Here is an 18,711-nt window from a genome sequence, read left to right as displayed (position 1 = left end):
GATCTGGCTGAGTTGACCGCACCTGAATCAGTTTCACGCCAATGCCCGGTGCACAGCACCGGGCATTATGTATTTCAGCGCCAGGTGAGGTCTCTCTCCGTTATAAATCCCCCCGACGCCTTCACCATCCTGCTGGCCTGCATCATATTCTGCGCTCTCTGGAGCATAAGCGCTGTCTTCAATATCTCTTTGGCCTCTATGCGATGGTGTTTTGTCTGCAGCCATAGCCGTCCGTAATTGAACTTCCGATGCCGTGTTTCTCATGCAGTTGCTGACACATCCCCGAGCAATACTGCCTCTATCCGAATGATGTACCAACCATTGTTCCCTCTGCCGATGCTTTGTAATGCCTTCTCGGGTTGGCAAGCAGGTAATGTCAGACCGCTGCTCCACTAGACGAATACACCATCATTTGATGAATTTGAAACCAGAGCCGACTACCTGAAATACTCTGACGACGGCTACGATGTCATTTAGTGAATAAAGGTCATGTAAATAACGCAATCCATAGTCAAGTATTGAAACACCCAAGCGACAATCGACTTATGCGAGCACCCGATAAAATACGCACTCTCACATATCATTTCTTCAAGAGGGCAAGCCGCCTATGAACCGCACATATCCATATTTTGATGCTCCACTGGACACACGCTATGACGCAGAAGCCAGCAGTTTGCTAGGCCGGGATCATTGGCGGGTGCTTCAGCCTTTTCGGTTAATGCTTAGTGAGCGGCAGTGGGTTTTCATACCCGACGGGATTCTGACTGATGGTGGAACTATCCCTAGGGTTGCCCTGAGCTTCGTTTCCCCTTGGGGCAAGTTTGGGCAAGCCTATGTGGCGCATGACCAACTGTGTGAGTACTTGTCAATTACCGTTGATGGTACTCCTGTCACCATTTCACGCACCAAGTGCGACTCACTTCTGTACGTGGCGCTCGATGTATTGGGCGCCACTCAAATGGAAATCACCATGGTGGCTGGAGCAGTCGAATTATATCGCAATGTATCTCAAGTGAATCTGCGATCGAATAGTGTAATTAAAAGATCGCTTGAGTCGACATGGATGTAAGTTCGGTAGAGCATTATTGAGTAATGAACCACTGAGAGGGAGGGGGCTTCCAGAGCTTTCGCAGGCATGAGTCTTCGATGGTCGAGCAGAATCTCGATGTAATCGAACACATCATTCCGAGCATCTTCCCGCGTGGTGTAGGTTTTTCGCTTGATCCGTTCCCGCTTTAGAAGTTGGAAAAAGCTCTCGGCCACGGCGTTATCATGGCAGTTGCCTCATTCCATGTGCAAGCGGCCGGACTGGCTGCATTGTCGTTCGACTCTCGGGCACTGATCTGCACGCAGAAATTACATCAGAATGGATTTCCGCTACGGATAACCAGCATCTACTTGACGGGTTCTTCGCCTCGGTAGCGCAACTTGAGAAAGGCGCCTCGAAAGACTGGCTTTCTGAAAGCGAGGATTTTGCGATCTCGCCTGCCTGGTTCCTGCTTTTCCGGGATTTGTTTTCTTGCGTGTCTACCTGGGTTCAACGTCAGATGACGGTTGCGATTGGCAAATAAATGAAGGCCCGTTTGGTTTTAGCCGGATTCCCTCACGAAGTCTTTTCCACGGAATGTCCGCAGGATCTGCAGTCATGGGCCCAGGCGCTTTAGCAACGAGTACTTGGTCGGCAATCGGCGCGAAATCGGCCCGAAAATGAACAGAGCTTTTGTTAACCAGTACACTCATTTGCTCGGGTTCTATACCTGCTATCCGATACAAATTCCTGTCCAGCATCTGACATTTACCAGAGCTGACAGCAACCTTCACTCCCCCGATTTTCAAGCATGCGACAGGCCCCACATCAACCTCCATACCATTCATCATGGGGCCTGCAAAACGACAGCGGCCATCGGATAGATGCATTACCTCAAAGCGACCCTGCAAAGGGCTATCGCCCAGTGCACCTGACTGTCCTCCCAGCGTTATTTCAATGAAACTGCCTACCCCGGCTGCAATGGCGGACTGAACTGCTGCCGGGTCATAAAGCAATCCTACGGCGGCATTAGTAGCACCGTGTTTAATGAGTGCTTTAAGCATTCCTGTTGTGTTCGAATCCCCGCCTGCTCCCGGGTTGTCTTGGGTATCAGCAATGACGATTGGACGCTGGGCGGTTTCTGCTAATGTCATTGCTCGGAGAACGGCTTCGTCCGGGAGCAGGAAAGGTACTTCCCACTGATCCTCCTCCCCCACTACCTTTTTATAGAGGACAGCAACAGCAGCCTTGATCGCTTGCCTGTCTGTTCCATAACCCCAGATAACCGGCCCACACTCCTCGAAATCAGCAGCCGGAAAGCCTGGAGTAAATGACAATGAAAGACCTTCGGACTCAAGGTGTTCTAATTGCTCGTAAAGGCTTCGTGCTGGATCCATGAGCGTGCACATCCCGTTTATCGGGATCAGGAAAGGGAGTCGCAGGCTCTCGCAATGCAGTTTTCCCGAGCGGAGCCGCAATTCAAGTAATTTGGCGGCTCGTGCGCCAGTATCAGCCATATCCACGTGGGGATAAGTACGAAATGCAACCATTGCATCTGCGTGGTTGAGCATCAACTCAGTAACATTAGCGTGTAAATCCAAAGATATGACTATCGGAATATCCTGGCCGACAACAGCTCGCAGCCGAGCTAGGAGCGTTCCTTCTCCGTCGTCCGTATGTTCGGCAACCATTGCGCCATGCAAGTCTAGATATATACCGTCGAATGCTTCGTTTGCAGCGGCTTTTATGATTTCATCGGTAATGCGGTCGTAGGTCTCTCGAGTAACATGCGCGGATGGGCTGGCTCCAGCCCAGATCACCGGGACTACTTCATAGCCCAAGCGCTCTGCTTCAATCAGAAACCCGCCTGCCGGAATATTAACATTCCGAAGCTCCAACATCTCAACGCCTCTTACCATCTGAGGAAAACCTTCACCCCTGACAAAATTCTCATATTCAGCTTTAGAGGGCGCGAACGTATTTGTTTCGTGTTGAAAACCAGCGATCAGAATTCGATATGTCATGGCTATTAAACGCCTCGTTGAAATTTTTAGACAGGCTGTGTAATGCAAACTTTTTGCTGAACACGTTGCGGCTTGTTGGCGGCAAGTATCAATGAACCCAGTATTAGAATTGCAGCCATGACCAGAAGACCTGAATCAGAGTTGCCAGTGATGGACTTGGTATAACCGATCACCGTGGGACTGAGAAACCCGCCCGTTAACCCAATGGTATTAATAACTGCGATACCCCCCGCAGCAGTGTCACCTTTGAAGTATTGCGAAGGAATTGCCCAGAACACTGTATAAGCAACCCACATCATGGTCGTAGCAAGCGTCAAGAAAGTGAGTGCAAAAACAAACTCATTCTTGTAAATCACAGACCCCATTAAACAGATGGCTGCAATTAACGCCGGTACAGCGGTATGCCAACGCCGCTCAAAAAAGTAATCTGATGTACGACCGAAGACCAACATCCCTGCCATCGCCCCCACATATGGAATCGCTGAGTACAGGCCGATCTGCATGACACCTTGAACGCCTGCGTCCTTCAGAATGGATGGCAGCCAAAAGCTCATTGTGTAAATTCCGCAAATCAAGCAGAAATAACCAGCCGCCATTAGATACACACGGGGGTCTTTTAGCACTTGTACAAACGAATGGTGGGCTCCCTGCCCTTCACCGATATGCGCATTCAGCACTTGTTTTTCACGCACGCTCAGCCACGGCGCGACCGAGGGTTTATCGCTAAGAACTTTCAACGCTATGAGACCCAACACTACAGCCGGTAATGCCTCCAGAAAAAACATCCACTGCCATCCAGCCAAGCCGTGGAAACCTGCGAAGGCGGTCATTATCCACGCGGACAAAGGAGCCCCAAATATGCCGCCCAGTGGCCCCGCCAGCATAACGATTGCCATCACTCTGCCTAACCGCTCACGCCCATACCAATAGGTAAGGTAAAAAATCATTCCGGGGGCGAAACCCGCCTCAAAGACTCCGAGGAGAAAACGCAGCACGTAAAATGATCTCTCGCTTTCGACGAACACCATGCATGCAGATGTAATACCCCACAAAATCATTACCCGGCTGAGCGTCCTGCGTGCTCCGATCTTCGGCAATAGCAAATTGCTAGGCGTTTCGAACAGTGCATAGCCTACGAAAAATAATCCGGCACCCAGTCCATAAGCAGCGTCAGACAAACTTAGATCGCTTTGCATCTGAAGCTTGGCAAATCCCACATTTACCCGATCCAGATACGCCACCACATAACATAGGAGCAAAAAGGGTAATAACCGCCAATCTATTTTTCGATAGATGGTCGATAGCTCGGTCGATGGATTAATGCACCTTTGCATACTGCCTCCGCTATAGGCGTTTTTATTGTGTGATTGATATTCAGGCGGAATGGCAAGGCAAGCAATAGCAACTTTTTGATGGTATCGTTGCTCTGAGAGCAACGGTCATGCGGGGGGAGGATTTTTTGTGAGAGATCTGAATCAACGCCGAATGCGCTATTTCTATGAGGTTCTGTCCAGCGGTTCAATTCGTGGGGCAGCCGAAAACCTGAACACGGCACCTTCAGTTATTACCCGTCAAATCCAACTTCTGGAAGAGGAAGTGGAAACTGTATTGTTCGAAAGGCAAGCACGTGGCGTGGTTCCTACCGAAGCAGCCCACCTTCTCCTGGAGTTCTGGCGTGGCTGCCAGGCACAACAAGAGCATCTTGAAGACCGCTTGCGAGGATTGAAGGGGTTGAGGGAGGGTGAAGTCCGTATCGTTACCAGCGAGGGATTCATCGACTTGCTGATAGACAATGTTTTGAGGGATTTCACCGCCACCTATCCCGGCATTCGTATCAGTCTAGATGTGCTTCCGGTCAAGAGCGTTCTGGAGGAAGTAGTTCAGAGCGCTGCCCATATCGGCCTCGCGTACAATCCACCTGCGCATCCTGAAGTCATTTACCGCGCATCATCACTGCAACCTGTTCGATTGCTCATGCGATCAGATCATCCGCTTACGCATCTCAGTGAACCCCTGAAACTCGAAGAGATACTGCATTACCCGTTAGCGGTGATGCCGCTTCAATACGGATTAGGCCAGGTTATTCAACTCGTAACCCATACAGAAAATCTATCCATTCGACCGGCCATGGTAACGAACTCTCTCACCGCCCTCCGACGTTATGTGATGAGCGGAGATGCGGTAACGATGATGAGCGAATTTTCCGCCTTTAACGATATGATCAGCGGAGATCTTGTGACTCGATCAATCGATCACCCACTATTCCAAAACATTTATGCTCGTCTTCTAGTTAAAAAAAGAAAGCCCCAATCTGTGGGTGCAGAAGAGCTTATAAAATGGATCAAAGAACGGATATTTATATTCAATAAATAAATTGGGTCCCTGGTTCGAGTCCAGGTCGTGGAGCCATCTCTCAACTGGGTCACTGAAATCGGTGATGTAGGTATAGCGTAATCAACAGGCCGTCTCTAAATTGCACTTCAGAGACCAGCGCCACGAATATCGCAACAGCACTCTCAACCACAGTCGCAACCAATCTAGGCGCTTTCTGCGCTGAATCCGATCTTCGCCCCCTCGTCATTGATCTTGATCACCAGCCTTCGCTGTCGTCGTTTTATGCCTTAACGCATAAGGCCCCTGGCGGCGCTTACGAGCTGATCGCCAACGCAGCCCGATCATCTGCCTCACCTGCATCCCCAAGCCACCACTCTCAGTAGCCGGCCACTCAAATGGCAGCCCCAAAAAAACATTGTTAATACGAAACGTTATCATTAAAGTGCATGACTTTCCGCTGCGTGACCCCTGCCAATGTCGAGCATGACCACCGACGAGCTTGAGCTGGCCTTCCGGGCCCATGCCAGCGAGTTGCGTTCGTTTCTTCATCGCCAGTTGCGAAATCCTGAGGCTGCGGCCGATCTGACTCAGGAAACCTACCTCCGCCTGCTCCGTCAGCCGCCGCGCAAGCCGGTGCTCAATCTTCGCGGTTTTATCTTTAAAATTGCTCGAAACTTGGCCATTGATCATGCACGCAGCAGACAAACCCGAGAGCACCTCGACGAAGGCATGGGCTATCTTTACGAAGTGACAGGTGAAAGCCCGGCGCTGTTCGATGTCGTGGTTGCACAACAAGATCTCGCGGCAATGGCCCACGCCCTGCACCGTTTACCTGCCCAGTGCCAGCAAATATTTACGTTGTGTCGGCTGCAAAACCTGCCCCACAAAGAAGTGGCTTTGCAACTGCAAGTCTCGACCAGTACGGTTGAAAAACAATTAGCCATTGCGCTCGGCTTTCTCAGCCAATGCCTACAACGATAGCCGGTATGCACGATCAGCCCGACACCACCCCGTCCGTTACCGAGGTTCAGCGCACTGCCCATGCATGGGTGATTCGCCTCACCTCAGGTTCGGCGCTGCCCTCTGATCGGGCAGAGGCACGGGCGTGGTGCGAACAGGCACCGGAGCATCAGCGGGCTTTTGTCGAGGCGCGGCGGGTGTGGTGTTTAAGTGCGTATCTGGCCGAGCCTCCTGCTGCAGTACGGCCGTCTTCGCGGCGAATGTGGGCGATGGGCATCGCGGCGTCGTTGGTGCTCGGTCTTGGCGTGGCGTGGATGCAACGCATGGCATTGGATGCGGACTATTACACCGGCACCGGTGAGCGTCGACAGGTCGTCCTTGCTGATGGTTCGCACATCACCCTGAATGCCAACAGCGCTGTCGATGTGAATCTCACGGGCGATGGGCGGCGCATTACCTTGCGCAAGGGCGAGGCCCTGTTCAATGTAACGCCGGACCCGCAGCGCCCCTTCAGTGTGCAGGCTGGTGCCTTCAACGCAACGGCCCTGGGTACGATCTACGCAGTGCGCCGTGAGGGCGAACACGTTGATGTCACGGTGCGCCGCGGCCGTGTGGCTGTCACCGACGGACCTGACACGCTGACGCTGGGCGTTGGCGAGACCGTTGCCGGACGTGCCGACGGCCTGGGCGCCAAGCAGCGCGTGGATGTCGACAAGAGTCTGGCGTGGGAGCAGGGTCGCTTGGTATTTGAGCTGACACCACTGGCGCAGGTGTTGGAGCAGGTCGAACGCTATCGGCCGGGAATTTTCATAATACGAGACCCGCGTCTGGGCGCGCTCAAGGTCAGCGGCACCTTTCAACTCGATCATTTGGACGAGGGCTTGGCCACGTTGGAGAAGGTCTTCCCACTCAAAATCGAGCGCTACACGAACTACCTGCTGGTGGTTTCACCCAAAACTTAACTATTTTTACGGTTATGGGCGTGTCGCCCGTCTTCCCTCCCTATAGCGATAATGATTCGTATTAGGGAGAGCTCCGATGCACCATCCGTTACCTAAAGGTTTGCGAGTCAAATCTTTGTTCGTAACCCCACTGACAATGCTGTGCATGCTGATATCCGGCCTGGCGGTTGCCGACCCCCACTCATTCGATATCGCACCGCAACCCCTGGCAGGCGCACTGAACCGCCTGGCCGCTCAAAGCGGTTTACAGGTGATATTCGATGGCACGTTGGTATTGGGCAAGCACAGCCCTGGGGTCGTCGGTTCCAAAGAACCGGAGGCCGCATTGGCTGAACTGCTGCAAGGCAGCGGCTTGACCTGGCGGGCTACCGGTGGGAATAGCGTGATGCTGGAGAAAGCCTCTGAATCGAGCGGCCCCCTGCAATTGGGGGCAACGGCAATCGTCGGTCAGGAACTGGGCGAAATGACCGAGAACACCGGTTCCTACACCACCGGGGCCATGCAGACTGCCACCAAGCTGCCCTTGACCTTGCGCGAAACACCGCAGTCGGTCAGCGTGGTCACGCGCAAGCGCATGGACGACAAGGCCATGACCAGCATCAGCGATGTCGCCAAAAGTGCGCCGGGGATTTTTCTCAATAACTCCGGCGGGGCTGGTCGGCCGACGTTCAGTGCGCGCGGCTTCGACATCGACAACATCATGTACGACGGTTTTCCCACCAGCTTCCTGACCTACCTGCCCAGCGGAGAAGCCAACCTGGCCATGTATGACCGGGTCGAGATCGTTCGTGGCGCCAGCGGACTGGCCCAGGGCGCGGGCAACCCTGCTGGCGCCATCAACCTGGTGCGCAAGCGCCCGACCCATAAATTCCAGGCCACGCTCACCGGCAGTGCCGGCAGTTGGGATGATTACTCCGGCACCCTGGATGTCGGCGGCCCACTCGATGAAAACGGCACACTGCGCGCCCGTACCGTGGTCTCGCGGCAAGACGCCAAAAGCTTCCGAGACTCGGTGGAGAGTGATGCCGATCTGTTCTATGGGGTGGTCGACGCCGACCTGAGCGATGACTCCACCCTGACACTCGGGGCCTACCGGCAGAAGAACCACACCAACTATATTTGGGGCGGATTGCCCATGGCACGTGGCGGCGGTCATCTGGGGCTGCCGCGCGACACCTTCCTGGGGCATGACTGGGAATACTCGGACAATCGCACCACTGGCTATTTCGCAACCCTGGAGCAAGGCTTGGCCAACGACTGGAAGCTGCGCCTGGCAGCCATGCAGTCCAAGACCGACACTGACGTGCTGGCCTCTTCGGTGTGGGATTACGATCGCCACTATCTATGGACAGAAGCCATGGAGCAGAAGGAGACCGGCTACGACCTGGCACTCAGCGGCCCCTTCCAGATGCTCGGCCAAGAGCATGACCTGACGGTCGGCCTCAGTCGGCGCGAGCTGGATTATCGTTCCGGTAAGGCCTGGAGCGCGTTCATCGACAAGGGCAGCAATCCCTTCGAGTGGGACCCTCGGGGTCACGCCAAACCCGATTACGTCAGGGGCGACAACGGCCTGCCAGAGACCACCACTCAAGACAGTTTCTATGCCAGCACCCGCCTGCGTTTGACCGAGCCACTGTCGCTGATTCTCGGCAGCCGCCTGGACTGGTACGCGTTCGAAGACAGCGCCAACAGTGAAGGCAATTATAAGGTTACGCGTAATCTGACCCGCTACGCCGGCCTGGTCTACGATCTGGACGCCAATCACTCGGTCTATGTCAGCTACACCGATATCTTCAAGCCCCAGAGCAACAAAGGCCTCGACCGAAAAGTGATCGCGCCGATAGTGGGCGAGAACTACGAAGTGGGCATCAAGGGCGAATATTTTGATGGCGCGCTGAACGCCAGCATGGCGGTTTTCCAGGTCGATCAGAAGAATCGCGCCCAGGACCTGCCCGATTTCAAAGGCTGCGGTTCGGGCCCCGCCAGTGAATGCTCTGAGGCTGCCGGCCTGGTGCGCAGCAAGGGCATTGACCTGGAAATCCAGGGCGCCCTGACCGACGACTTGCAACTGTCCGCCGGTTACACCTACACCCAGACGAAATACGTCAACGACGCCAACGCCGCCCGCGAGGGCGAGGACTTCGACCGCGCTAAACCGCGCCAACTGTTCAAGCTGTCGACGATCTACAGCCTGCCCGGTGAGCTGCAGCGCTGGCGCGTTGGCGGTGATGTCTACCAGCAGAGCCGCATCCGCACCTCGGGCGGTACCGGCGCCGCTGCCTGGAAAAACCAGCAGGGCTCGTACACGGTGGTCGGCCTGGTGGCAGGGTACAAGGCCAGCGAGCAACTGGACCTGCAACTCAACCTCAACAACCTGTTTGACCGCACCTACTACAGCAGCGTAGCCAATGGCGGCTATACCCCGTACGACATCTACGGCGACCCCCGTAATGTGAAACTGACCGCCCGCTACAGCTTCTAAACAGCCGTTTGTCGCCAGATCCAGGGAAGGATCCGGCCATGGCCCGGCCGGTATAAAAACGCTTGTGACCTCATCCTCCGGGGGGGCATCAATGCCCTGTCTGTATATTCGAGTTCAGGTCGTGAGCCCCACGCCAGCAGCAACCTGCAGACATGTAGGTTTTCTTGCCCGAGATTTATCTTGCAACCCTCCCGACAGGACGTCGCCCCGTGAAAAAGAAGCATGACCATCCCCTTTTCAAACCCCGTCGCCCCACCACTGCCCTGACACCAAAAAAGCCCCGGTTCTCCTCCGGCACAGTCCTCTCGCTGGCGGCCGTGGTGATTTCCATTGCCGCCGCGTCGATTTCCTTCTGGCAGTTGGACTTGATGCGAGAGCACAACCGGCTGTCTGTCAGGCCGTATCTGATGGTCACCCCCCACCTGACCGCAGAAAAAGCAGGCCTGTATCTTTCCAACGAAGGTATCGGGCCCGGCATCATCACCTCATTCAAAATCCGGGTGGGTGGCGAACAATTCGACGGTCTGGGTGACAGCCGTTGGCCAGCCGTGTTGAAAAAAGCCCGGCTAAAACCCGAGTGCTTCTCCAAAGGCTGGCCCACCGAGGGTGCGGCTGTCAGGCCCGGCAATGAGATAGCCATCCTATCGCCGACCAAGAGCACACTATTTGGGGGCTATTGCCTGTTTCAACTCAGTCTTTTCCTGCAAGAGAATGAAGTGTTTGCCGATATGGAATATGAATCGCTCTATAAGGAGCGCTTTACCTTTTCGGCCCCTGTGACGATCAATGAAGCGATGGATATAGGCGCCCTGAGCAAACTGCTGTCCGACTGACAGCACTGTTAGCGGGCCTGTCGATGAACACCCGCCAGGGCCTTGCCGACTCGCCACGAAAACCTAGCCGTTTTGCCAGTTACTTAAACGTTTTGTTCAAACTATCGTGTACCCGACCAATTTTTGATGGCAGGGCCGGAAATGGAATTCATCGAACAGACCCGCCAAGGCTATGCAGCCTTTCGCGGTTACCAGACGTGGTATCGCGTGACCGGCAACCTCGACAGCGGCAAGGCCCCACTGGTCATCCTCCACGGAGGCCCCGGCGGTACCCATGACTATCTGGAAGCCTTCAAGGACGTGGCAGCCAGTGGGCATGCGGTGATTCACTATGACCAACTGGGCAATGGCCACTCCACCCACCTGCCCCACCAGCCCGCCGATTTCTGGACGCTTGAGCTGTTTCTCGAGGAGCTGGACAACCTGCTCGACCATCTGCACATCCACAACCATTACGCGATTCTCGGGCACGCCTGGGGCGGCAGACTCGGCAGTGAACACGCGATTCGCCAACCCCGGGGCCTGTGCGCCTTTATCGCTGCCAACCTGGCGGCCGGCTTCGATGACCAGCCCCTGTGCCGGATCAACCCGTGGCCCGAAGAAGTGGCACGCACCTTCGCGCAGATGGCGGCCGACCCTACGGTGTACAACGCCTTGCATGGCCCCCTCGACATTGGCCGGTTGTCGCAGATCAAGGTGCCGACCCTGGTGATTTCCGGGCGCCACGACCAGGCCGCTTCCTTGGAGTTCAAAGCGTTCCTCGATGAAATCGGCGATGTGCGCGGAGCGCTGTTTGAAGACTCCAGCCATATGCCCCATGTGGAGGAGCGCCAGCCGTGCATGGGCACAGTGGTGAAATTTTTGGATGAGGTGTGCTCGCCAACGGTCTTCTAAACACCACAAATCCAATGTGGGAGCGGGCTTGCCCGCGATGGCGGAGTGTCAGTCAAATAGTGATCAACTGACCCACCGCTATCGCGGGCAAGCCCGCTCCCACACAAGCTCGCCACATTCAGTTTTTTGTGGCGTTACACCTCGCTGGTTTCAGCCCGCCCCGCCACCGTCGCTTTCTGCGGTGATGCATCCACCACCGGGATCTCCTTGCCCTCGGCATCAAACAATTTGCCCTTGCTGAAGTAGTCCCCATCCCGCAGTGCCGCCACATCCTGGAAGCACAGGCTGCGCTCGGTGCCGGCGACGAACACCGATTGCTGGTCCGAGTTGCCGGCTGTGAAGTGGTTGAACGCCAGGTTCAACAGGATCGCCATGATCGCCGAGGAGCTGATCCCCGAGTGGAAGATGGTCGCAAACCAGCTGGGGAACTGATCGTAGAAGCTCGGCGCAGCGATGGGGATCATGCCGAAACCGATGGAGGTGGCAACAATGATCAGGTTCATGTTGTTACGGTAATCGACCTTGGACAGCGTGCGGATCCCACTGGCCGCCACGGTGCCGAACAATACGATCCCGGCGCCGCCCAGCACCGAAGTGGGCACTGCCGCAATCACTCGGCCCATAAAGGGCAGCAGGCCAAGGATCACCAGGAACAGACCACCCGTGGCCACCACATAGCGGCTCTTGACCCCGGTCACCGCCACCAGGCCAACGTTCTGTGCGAAGGCGCTTTGGGTGAACGAACCGAAGATCGGCGCAAACATGCTCGACAGCATGTCGGCACGCAGGCCGTTGCCCAGGCGCTTGGAGTCAACCTTGGTGTCGATGATCTCGCCCACCGCCAGAATATCCGCCGAGGTTTCCACCAGGGTCACCATGACCACGATGCACATGGACAGGATCGCGGCTACATGGAAGGTCGGCATGCCGAAGTGGAACGGCGTGGGGAAGCCGATCATCGGGCCCTGGGTCACGGTGGAGAAGTCCGCCATGCCGAGGAATACCGCGATCAATGTGCCAAACACCATCGCCAGCAGGATCGACAGGCGCGAGATGGTGGCGCTGCCCACCTTGCTCAGCAACAGCACCAGCACCAGGGTGATGGCCGCCAGGCCGATGTTCGGCATGCTGCCAAAGTCAGCGGCGCGACTGTTACCGCCCATGGCCCAACGAGCGGCGACCGGCATCAGCGTCAGGCCAATGGTGGTAATCACGATTCCGGTCACCAGCGGCGGGAAGAACTTGGTAATTCGCGAGAATATCGGGGTGATCAGCAACCCGATCAGCGACGCGGCCATCACCGCGCCCAGGATCGCCGGCACACCGCCCGCGCCGTCGCTGCCGACAATCGCCACCATGGTCGCCACACCGGCAAACGACACCCCTTGCACCAAGGGCAACTGACAGCCAAAAAACGGCAGGCCCAGGGTTTGCAACAGCGTGGCCAGGCCACCGGCAAACAGCGACGCGGCGATCAACAGGCCAATATCGGCGGGGGATAACCCGGCTGCCTGGCCGACGATCAACGGCACGGCCACGATGCCGCCATACATGGTCAGTACATGCTGCAGGCCGTAAGCCATGTTGGCAGCGACGCCAAGATTCTCATCTTCTGGCCGTTGCGGTGACGCCTTCGGGATAGTCATGGTGAGGGGTTCTCTGTTTTTGTTGTGCGCTCACTGTATGCAATAGAAAGATTGGATGTCCATAGAGTTGTATACAATCATTTCCACAAGATGCCCGCTATCGACGTTACAAAAATCCATTCAGCCGCCCTGCCCAAAGGCCTCAAGCCGTGCCCACAAGGACCTGAAAAAAATGCTCAACCGCACGCTGCGTATCCACTCTGCGGCCATTTGCTACTTCGATATGGTCCGCCGCTGCCATTCGATCCGCGAAGCCGCGCGCCGGCTGAACGTGGCCTCGTCGGCAGTGAACCGGCAGATTCTCAAACTCGAAGACGAAGTCGGCGCAGTCCTGTTCGAGCGCCTGCCCGGTGGGCTGCGCCTGACTGCGGCCGGGGAAATCCTGACCCGCCATGTGACCCTGGTGTTGCAGGATGTGGAACGGGTGCGCGGCGAACTGGAAGGCCTGAACCAGGTACAGACCGGGCATGTAGAGATCGCCACGGTAGAAGGCGCGACAGTGGAGTTGCTGCCCGCCGTGCTCAAACGCATGCGCCAGCGCTACCCGGCGGTGACCATCGGTGTGACCGTGCAGGGCTCACAATCCATTCCGGCGGCGGTGATCAATGGCCAGGCAGACCTAGGGCTGGCCTTTGCCCTGCCGCGCAGCGCGGAAACCACGCAACTGTGTGTCGGCCATTTCCGCCTCGGGGCATTGGTAGCGCCGGGGCATCCACTGGCTTCCCATGCCAGCGTCAGCTACACCCTGTGCGCCGAGCACGGGGTGATCCAGGCCAACAGCGAGCTGTCGATCCATCACCTGATCGCCCCGCTGCACAAGCGCTCGTCGGCCGCGCACAAGCCCTTGCTGCAAAGCAATTCCATGGAACTGGCGCGGCAGTTGGCGCGCCAGCAGTTGGGGGTGGCGTTCCAGACGCGCATCGGGATCGAGGCCGATTTGGCCAGGGGTGAGTTGCTGCACATTCCCTTGAGCGACCAGGGCGGGATGTTCAGCGACCTGGGGCTGTATGCGCGCAAAGGTCGGGATTTGCCCACGGCGGTCGAGTCGATGGCCCACCTGATCAGCGAGGAAATTGCTTTGCGTGAACGCGAAGAATTGCCCTGTACACCGCGTATTTCCTGACCTGCAGGCCAGCTTCAGTGCTGCCGATTCGGCAGCAGCCCAGTCGATATTCTGTTCTTTGAGCATCACGGCGGTTGTGTCGATACTGCGCCCGGCGGCCCCTGCACGGCTGCCACGAGCCAAACGCCAAAGGAACTAAAACAATGAAAAAGGCACTGCACGGCGCAACCGTATTACTCACACTCCTCGGCGGCGGGGAGGCTGTCGCGGTGGAATGGATGAACAACAGCGTAGGATTTCGCTACGGACAACAGTTCACCAATCCGAACAACCCCGACGAATTCAGCAAGCGCATCTACAGCTTCACCCATGCCAGTGGTTACCAGTACGGTAGCAACTTCCTCAACCTCGACGTCTTCCTGTCCGACAGCCGTGACCCGCGCAAGGGCACCGATCACGGCGGCAGCGAGGTGTATGCGGTCTACCGCCATCAGCTGTATGCGTCACGGGTCTTCGACAGGCCGCTGGGCACCGGGCTGATCAAGGATTACGCGCTGACCCTGGGGTTCGATGCCAACCGCAACAACAACCTGGCATCCGCGAAAAAACGCGCCCTGGTGCTCGGGCCGACCGTGAAGTTCAATACGGTCGGGGTGCTGGACCTGAGCCTGATGTACTACAAGGAAAACAACCATTCCGGCATCCCCGGTGCGAAGGATCCGAACCACACCTTCGACGACACCTACATGCTCAACCTGACCTGGATGCGCCCATTCGAACTCGGCAACCATGGCGCGAAGTTCCAGGGCTTTATCAACCATGTCGGTGACAAAGGCCATGACTACAACAGTCGCGACACCGCCGCAGAAACCCTGATGCGCACCGCGCTGATGGTCGCGGTACGGCCGGGCAAAAGCGTCAAGCCCAACCTGTACCTGGGGGTAGGCTACGAATACTGGCATAACAAGTTCGGGGTCGATGGCGGCCGTGGCAGCCGCACCTCGACACCGACATTGAATATGGAAGTGACCTTCTAGGCTAGGCCGGCGCCATCTGCGACTCATCCGCCTTGGTCCGCGCCAGCCAGTAACCCAGCACCGCCAGCGGCGCGGTCGCCAGCATCACGATCACCGTGACCAGCAACGGCTGCTCCAGCAAGGATGACACCAGCAGGCTGGCGACAAAGCACAAGCCCAGTTGCAGGGTGTTTTGCAGGGCGGCGGCCTTGCCGGAGTTTTCCGAAAACGGCATCAGCGCATTCGCCACCACAATCGGATAGCTGGCGCCGTTGACCAGGGCCATCAGGCAGAACGGAATCAGCAAGGTGGTCAACGTCGGCACCGTCAAGGTCGCGACCAGATACAACGCCACCATGCTCACGCAATAGGCCACCAGCAACCACGGCAACAGGAGTTTGCCCTGGAACCGTTGCAGGGCACTGCGGCAGCTGTAGCCGCCCACCAGAAACGCCAGGGTCGGCAGCACATAACTCAGGCCGATGTCATTGGGGCTGTAGCCCATGCCACCGAGAATAAACGGCGAGGCCGTGAGCCAGGCGAAGAAGCTGGCGGAGCACGCGGCGAAGATCATCACATTGCCGGTAAACACCCGCGACTTGAACAATTGCCCGTAACCCAGCCGCGACTGTTCGCCATCAGTGGCCAGGCGCTTGGGCATCGGCTTGAGGAACAGAGTCGGCAACAGCAGTAACAGCGAGACGGCCAGCAACACGGCAAAGATCGCCTGCCAGCCCCAGTGATTCAACACCACCGCCCCCAACAACGGTGCCAGCGCCGGTGACAGGGACATCAGCGGCATGATACTGGCAAACACTCGGTGCGCCTTGTCGGCCGGGTACCGGTCAATCACCAGCGCCTGCCAGCTGACTGCGGCGCTGCACACCCCAATCGACTGTACAAAACGCAACGCCAGCAGTTGCGGCGCGGTCTCGACCCAGAACATCCCCAGGCAGCCGAGTACAAACAGGCTCAGGCCGGCCAGCAGGATCGGCTTGCGCCCCAGGCGGTCCGACAGCGGCCCCCAGAGCAGTTGCCCCACGGCAAAACCGGCGAGGAAGATACTCAAACTGGCCCCCACCGCACCGGGGGAAATTTGCAGGTGTTCGCCCATGGCGCCGAACGCGGGCAAGTACATATCCATGGCCAGATAACCGAGCATGCTCAGCCCCGCCAGGTACCAGGTAAAACCAAAAGAGTTTTTCATTGAAGCCTTGTAAGTACTGCCATCAAACAATTTGCTGACTGGCGCCTATTATGAAGCTGGCAGTTGCCCTGTGAAGCGATAATAATTGGACGCTCTTATCAATATTTTTGAAGGCACCCCTCATGTGGTCCGAATACTCCCTGGATGTGGTGGATGCCGTGGCCCGTCACGGTAGCTTCAGCGCTGCCGCCCAGGAACTGCACCGCGTACCCTCGGCCATCAGCTACACCGTGCGGCAAATCGAAGAATGGCTGGCAGTGCCGCTGTTTATCCGCCGCCACCGCGATGTAGAACTGACTCCCGCCGGCCGCCTGTTTATCGACGAAGCCCGTGGCGTGATGAAAACCATGCTCGGCACCCGCCGACTGTGCCAGCAGGTGGCCAATGGCTGGAGCGGCCAGCTGAAGGTGGCGGTGGACTCCATCGTCAAACAGCAGCGTTGCCGGCAACTGGTGCTGGACTTCTATCGCCAGTTCCCGGAAGTGGAGCTGCTGCTGGAGTACGAGGTGTACAACGGGGTGTGGGACGCCCTGGCGGACGAGCGCACCGATATCGTGATCGGCGCCACCAGCGCGGTGCCGGTGGCCAGCCACTTCACATTTCGTGATATGGGCTTGTTGAACTGGCTGTGCGTGGTCAGCGCCCGGCATCCGTTGGCCCAGCTCGACGGTTTGCTCAGTGACGATCAACTGCGACCCTTTGCGTCGCTGTGCATGACCGACACTTCGCGCAACCTGCCCAAGCGCGACACCTGGACCCTGGATAACCAGCGGCGCCTGGTGGTCCCCAACTGGGCATCGGCCATGGATTGCCTGCAGGACGGGTTGTGCGTCGGCATGGTGCCGGCGCACCTGGTGCAGCCATTGATCGACAGCGGTGAGCTGGCGGCCCTGCAACTGTCCCGGCCCTTCCCGGCCAGCCCGTCCTGCGTGGCCTGGGCGCAGAACAAACTGTCACCCGCCATGGCCTGGCTCCTGGACTACCTGGGGGATAGCCAGACGCTGAACCAGGAGTGGCTGAACGGACCCGCTTCACAGTAACCGAGCGATGGCCCGCACAATCATCTCCACTTCCTTGCTGTCCAGGGTCAGGGGCGGCAGCAGGCGAATGACCTTGCCCCGCGTAACGTTGAGCAACAACCCCTGCTCCCGTGCGGCCCGTTCGGCCAGGTCGCGCTGCGGCGTGGCCAGTTCAATGCCGATCATCAGGCCACGACCACGGATCGCCAGCACCTGCGGATGCTCACTCAATTCCACTCGCAGCCGCGCCAGCAGCCGCTCGCCCTGGCGTGCGGCGTTCTCCAGCAAACCTTGTTCCTCGATGATATCCAGCACCGTGCAGCCCACCCGGCACGCCAGCGGGTTACCGCCAAAGGTGCTGCCATGGCTGCCTGGGGTGAAGAGCTTGGCCACCGAGGCACGGGCCAGGCAGGCGCCAATCGGAATGCCGTTGCCCAAGCCTTTGGCCAGGGTCATGACGTCCGGGACAATCCCCTCCTGCTGGAAGGCAAACCAGGTGCCGGTACGGCCAATGCCGGTCTGGATCTCATCGAGCATCAATAACCAACCGTGCTGGCTGCAGTGGGCGCGCAAGGCTTTCAGATAGCCCGGCGGGGCCAGTTGCACGCCACTTTCACCCTGGATCGGCTCCAGCAATACCGCGACTATCCGGGCGCCAAACTCACGGGTCACTGCGTCCAATGCCGTCAGGTCGCCAAAGCCGACCTTGATGAAATCCCCCGGCAAACGCTGGAACCCCAGGCGCACCGATGGCCCGTCACTGGCGGCCATGGTGCCCAGGGTGCGGCCGTGGAAGGCGTTCTCCATGACCACCACCAGCGGCTGCTCGATGCCTTTTTTCCAACCGTGCAGGCGCGCCAGTTTCAACGCGGTTTCATTGGCCTCGGCGCCAGAGTTATTAAAGAACGCCTGATCCAGGCCGGATAGCCGGGCCAAGCGTTGGGCCAGCCTTTGCTGCCAGTCGATGCCGTACAAGTTGGAGGTATGCAACAGCAACCCGGCTTGCTCGCTGATTGCCGTCACCAGCCGCGGGTGGGAGTGACCGACATTGGTCACGGCAACCCCGGCCACCGCGTCAAGGTATTCACGGCCTTGCTGGTCCCACAGGCGGGTGCCCAAGCCACGGGCAAAGCTTAGGGCCAGAGGTTGGTAGGTGGTCATCAGGCAAGCGGCGGTCATGGCATCGGGCTCCATCAAGGTCATGGCCTTAGTATCGTTAGCCACTCAAGCTGGATAAACTGCAC

Annotated in this window: 15 protein-coding genes and 1 pseudogene; 10 read left to right on the top strand and 6 right to left on the bottom strand. The window is 57.5% G+C overall.

The window, feature by feature from the left end:
- Positions 1-607 precede the first annotated feature (607 nt).
- Positions 608-1,069, top strand: coding sequence for a DUF1353 domain-containing protein (locus PSFL_RS20835; protein WP_170060399.1), 462 nt, complete (start codon positions 608-610; stop codon positions 1,067-1,069).
- Here PSFL_RS20835 and PSFL_RS20830 read toward each other — a convergent pair.
- From PSFL_RS20830 to PSFL_RS20820, 3 genes and pseudogenes are all read right to left on the bottom strand, one after another.
- A pseudogene (locus PSFL_RS20830) lies at positions 1,009-1,284 on the bottom strand (IS3 family transposase); the annotation flags it as partial. The gene PSFL_RS20835 and the pseudogene PSFL_RS20830 sit on opposite strands and share 61 nt — an antisense overlap.
- A gap of 243 nt (positions 1,285-1,527) precedes the next feature.
- The gene (locus tag PSFL_RS20825; protein WP_397470431.1) at positions 1,528-3,051 is read right to left on the bottom strand and encodes a M81 family metallopeptidase; all 1,524 of its coding nucleotides are present in this window, start codon (positions 3,049-3,051) and stop codon (positions 1,528-1,530) included.
- A 26-nt stretch (positions 3,052-3,077) separates the two neighbouring features.
- Entirely contained in the window at positions 3,078-4,385 is a 1,308-nt protein-coding gene (locus PSFL_RS20820) for an MFS transporter (RefSeq protein WP_057444899.1), read from the bottom strand.
- A gap of 127 nt (positions 4,386-4,512) precedes the next feature.
- On the opposite strand from PSFL_RS20820, the gene PSFL_RS20815 reads away from it, so the two are divergent.
- The 6 genes from PSFL_RS20815 to PSFL_RS20790 all read left to right on the top strand — a co-directional run bounded on the left by PSFL_RS20815 (position 4,513) and on the right by PSFL_RS20790 (position 11,516).
- Entirely contained in the window at positions 4,513-5,424 is a 912-nt protein-coding gene (locus PSFL_RS20815; protein WP_057438565.1) for a LysR family transcriptional regulator, read from the top strand.
- Positions 5,425-5,868: 444 nt separating this feature from the next.
- Positions 5,869-6,366, top strand: coding sequence for an RNA polymerase sigma factor (locus PSFL_RS20810; protein WP_225923810.1), 498 nt, complete (start codon positions 5,869-5,871; stop codon positions 6,364-6,366).
- Positions 6,367-6,371: 5 nt separating this feature from the next.
- Entirely contained in the window at positions 6,372-7,307 is a 936-nt protein-coding gene (locus PSFL_RS20805; protein WP_170060397.1) for a FecR family protein, read from the top strand.
- A 145-nt stretch (positions 7,308-7,452) separates the two neighbouring features.
- A complete protein-coding gene (locus tag PSFL_RS20800; RefSeq protein ID WP_397470430.1) occupies positions 7,453-9,789 on the top strand; it encodes a TonB-dependent siderophore receptor in 2,337 nt (778 codons plus the stop codon).
- A 209-nt stretch (positions 9,790-9,998) separates the two neighbouring features.
- Positions 9,999-10,622, top strand: coding sequence for a hypothetical protein (locus PSFL_RS20795; protein ID WP_120733667.1), 624 nt, complete (start codon positions 9,999-10,001; stop codon positions 10,620-10,622).
- A 141-nt stretch (positions 10,623-10,763) separates the two neighbouring features.
- Positions 10,764-11,516 carry an alpha/beta fold hydrolase gene (locus tag PSFL_RS20790; RefSeq protein WP_057438562.1) on the top strand — a complete coding sequence of 251 codons (753 nt, stop codon included), beginning with the start codon at positions 10,764-10,766 and terminating at the stop codon, positions 11,514-11,516.
- A gap of 134 nt (positions 11,517-11,650) precedes the next feature.
- Here the strand turns inward: PSFL_RS20790 and PSFL_RS20785 are convergent, their stop codons facing one another.
- A complete protein-coding gene (locus PSFL_RS20785) occupies positions 11,651-13,162 on the bottom strand; it encodes a nucleobase:cation symporter-2 family protein (RefSeq protein ID WP_057438561.1) in 1,512 nt (503 codons plus the stop codon).
- 172 nt (positions 13,163-13,334) lie between these two features.
- Here PSFL_RS20785 and PSFL_RS20780 point away from each other — a divergent pair, with 172 nt between their 5' ends.
- A complete protein-coding gene (locus PSFL_RS20780) occupies positions 13,335-14,285 on the top strand; it encodes a LysR family transcriptional regulator (RefSeq protein WP_057438560.1) in 951 nt (316 codons plus the stop codon).
- 143 nt (positions 14,286-14,428) lie between these two features.
- A complete protein-coding gene (locus PSFL_RS20775; protein WP_273867267.1) occupies positions 14,429-15,262 on the top strand; it encodes a nucleoside-binding protein in 834 nt (277 codons plus the stop codon).
- Position 15,263: 1 nt separating this feature from the next.
- On the opposite strand, the gene punC is transcribed toward PSFL_RS20775, so the two are convergent.
- Complete coding sequence (punC, locus tag PSFL_RS20770; protein WP_057438558.1) at positions 15,264-16,448, bottom strand: purine nucleoside transporter PunC; 1,185 nt, start codon at positions 16,446-16,448, stop codon at positions 15,264-15,266.
- 122 nt (positions 16,449-16,570) lie between these two features.
- Between punC and punR the strand changes: the two genes are divergently transcribed.
- Positions 16,571-17,488 carry a DNA-binding transcriptional activator PunR gene (gene punR, locus PSFL_RS20765; RefSeq protein ID WP_057438557.1) on the top strand — a complete coding sequence of 306 codons (918 nt, stop codon included), beginning with the start codon at positions 16,571-16,573 and terminating at the stop codon, positions 17,486-17,488.
- Here punR and PSFL_RS20760 read toward each other — a convergent pair.
- Positions 17,480-18,646, bottom strand: coding sequence for an aspartate aminotransferase family protein (locus PSFL_RS20760; RefSeq protein ID WP_128592933.1), 1,167 nt, complete (start codon positions 18,644-18,646; stop codon positions 17,480-17,482). The two genes, punR and PSFL_RS20760, sit on opposite strands and share 9 nt — an antisense overlap.
- Positions 18,647-18,711: the final 65 nt, after the last annotated feature.

The sequence above is a fragment of the Pseudomonas sp. DD1 genome (genome assembly GCF_044510355.1).
Taxonomy (GTDB): domain Bacteria; phylum Pseudomonadota; class Gammaproteobacteria; order Pseudomonadales; family Pseudomonadaceae; genus Aquipseudomonas; species Aquipseudomonas shahriarae.
Note: the sequence above shows the minus strand (reverse complement) of the source record. Positions and strands in the feature narration are given on the sequence as shown.

Coding starts and splice junctions, on each gene's coding strand:
- PSFL_RS20835 (WP_170060399.1), top strand. CDS start 608: ATGAACCGCACATATCCATATTTTGATGCTCCACTGGACACACGCTAT.
- PSFL_RS20825 (WP_397470431.1), bottom strand. CDS start 3,051: ATGACATATCGAATTCTGATCGCTGGTTTTCAACACGAAACAAATACG.
- PSFL_RS20820 (WP_057444899.1), bottom strand. CDS start 4,385: ATGCAAAGGTGCATTAATCCATCGACCGAGCTATCGACCATCTATCGA.
- PSFL_RS20810 (WP_225923810.1), top strand. CDS start 5,869: ATGACCACCGACGAGCTTGAGCTGGCCTTCCGGGCCCATGCCAGCGAG.
- PSFL_RS20805 (WP_170060397.1), top strand. CDS start 6,372: ATGCACGATCAGCCCGACACCACCCCGTCCGTTACCGAGGTTCAGCGC.
- PSFL_RS20800 (WP_397470430.1), top strand. CDS start 7,453: ATGCTGATATCCGGCCTGGCGGTTGCCGACCCCCACTCATTCGATATC.
- PSFL_RS20790 (WP_057438562.1), top strand. CDS start 10,764: ATGGAATTCATCGAACAGACCCGCCAAGGCTATGCAGCCTTTCGCGGT.
- PSFL_RS20785 (WP_057438561.1), bottom strand. CDS start 13,162: ATGACTATCCCGAAGGCGTCACCGCAACGGCCAGAAGATGAGAATCTT.
- PSFL_RS20780 (WP_057438560.1), top strand. CDS start 13,335: ATGCTCAACCGCACGCTGCGTATCCACTCTGCGGCCATTTGCTACTTC.
- PSFL_RS20775 (WP_273867267.1), top strand. CDS start 14,429: ATGAAAAAGGCACTGCACGGCGCAACCGTATTACTCACACTCCTCGGC.
- punC (WP_057438558.1), bottom strand. CDS start 16,448: ATGAAAAACTCTTTTGGTTTTACCTGGTACCTGGCGGGGCTGAGCATG.
- punR (WP_057438557.1), top strand. CDS start 16,571: ATGTGGTCCGAATACTCCCTGGATGTGGTGGATGCCGTGGCCCGTCAC.
- PSFL_RS20760 (WP_128592933.1), bottom strand. CDS start 18,646: ATGACCGCCGCTTGCCTGATGACCACCTACCAACCTCTGGCCCTAAGC.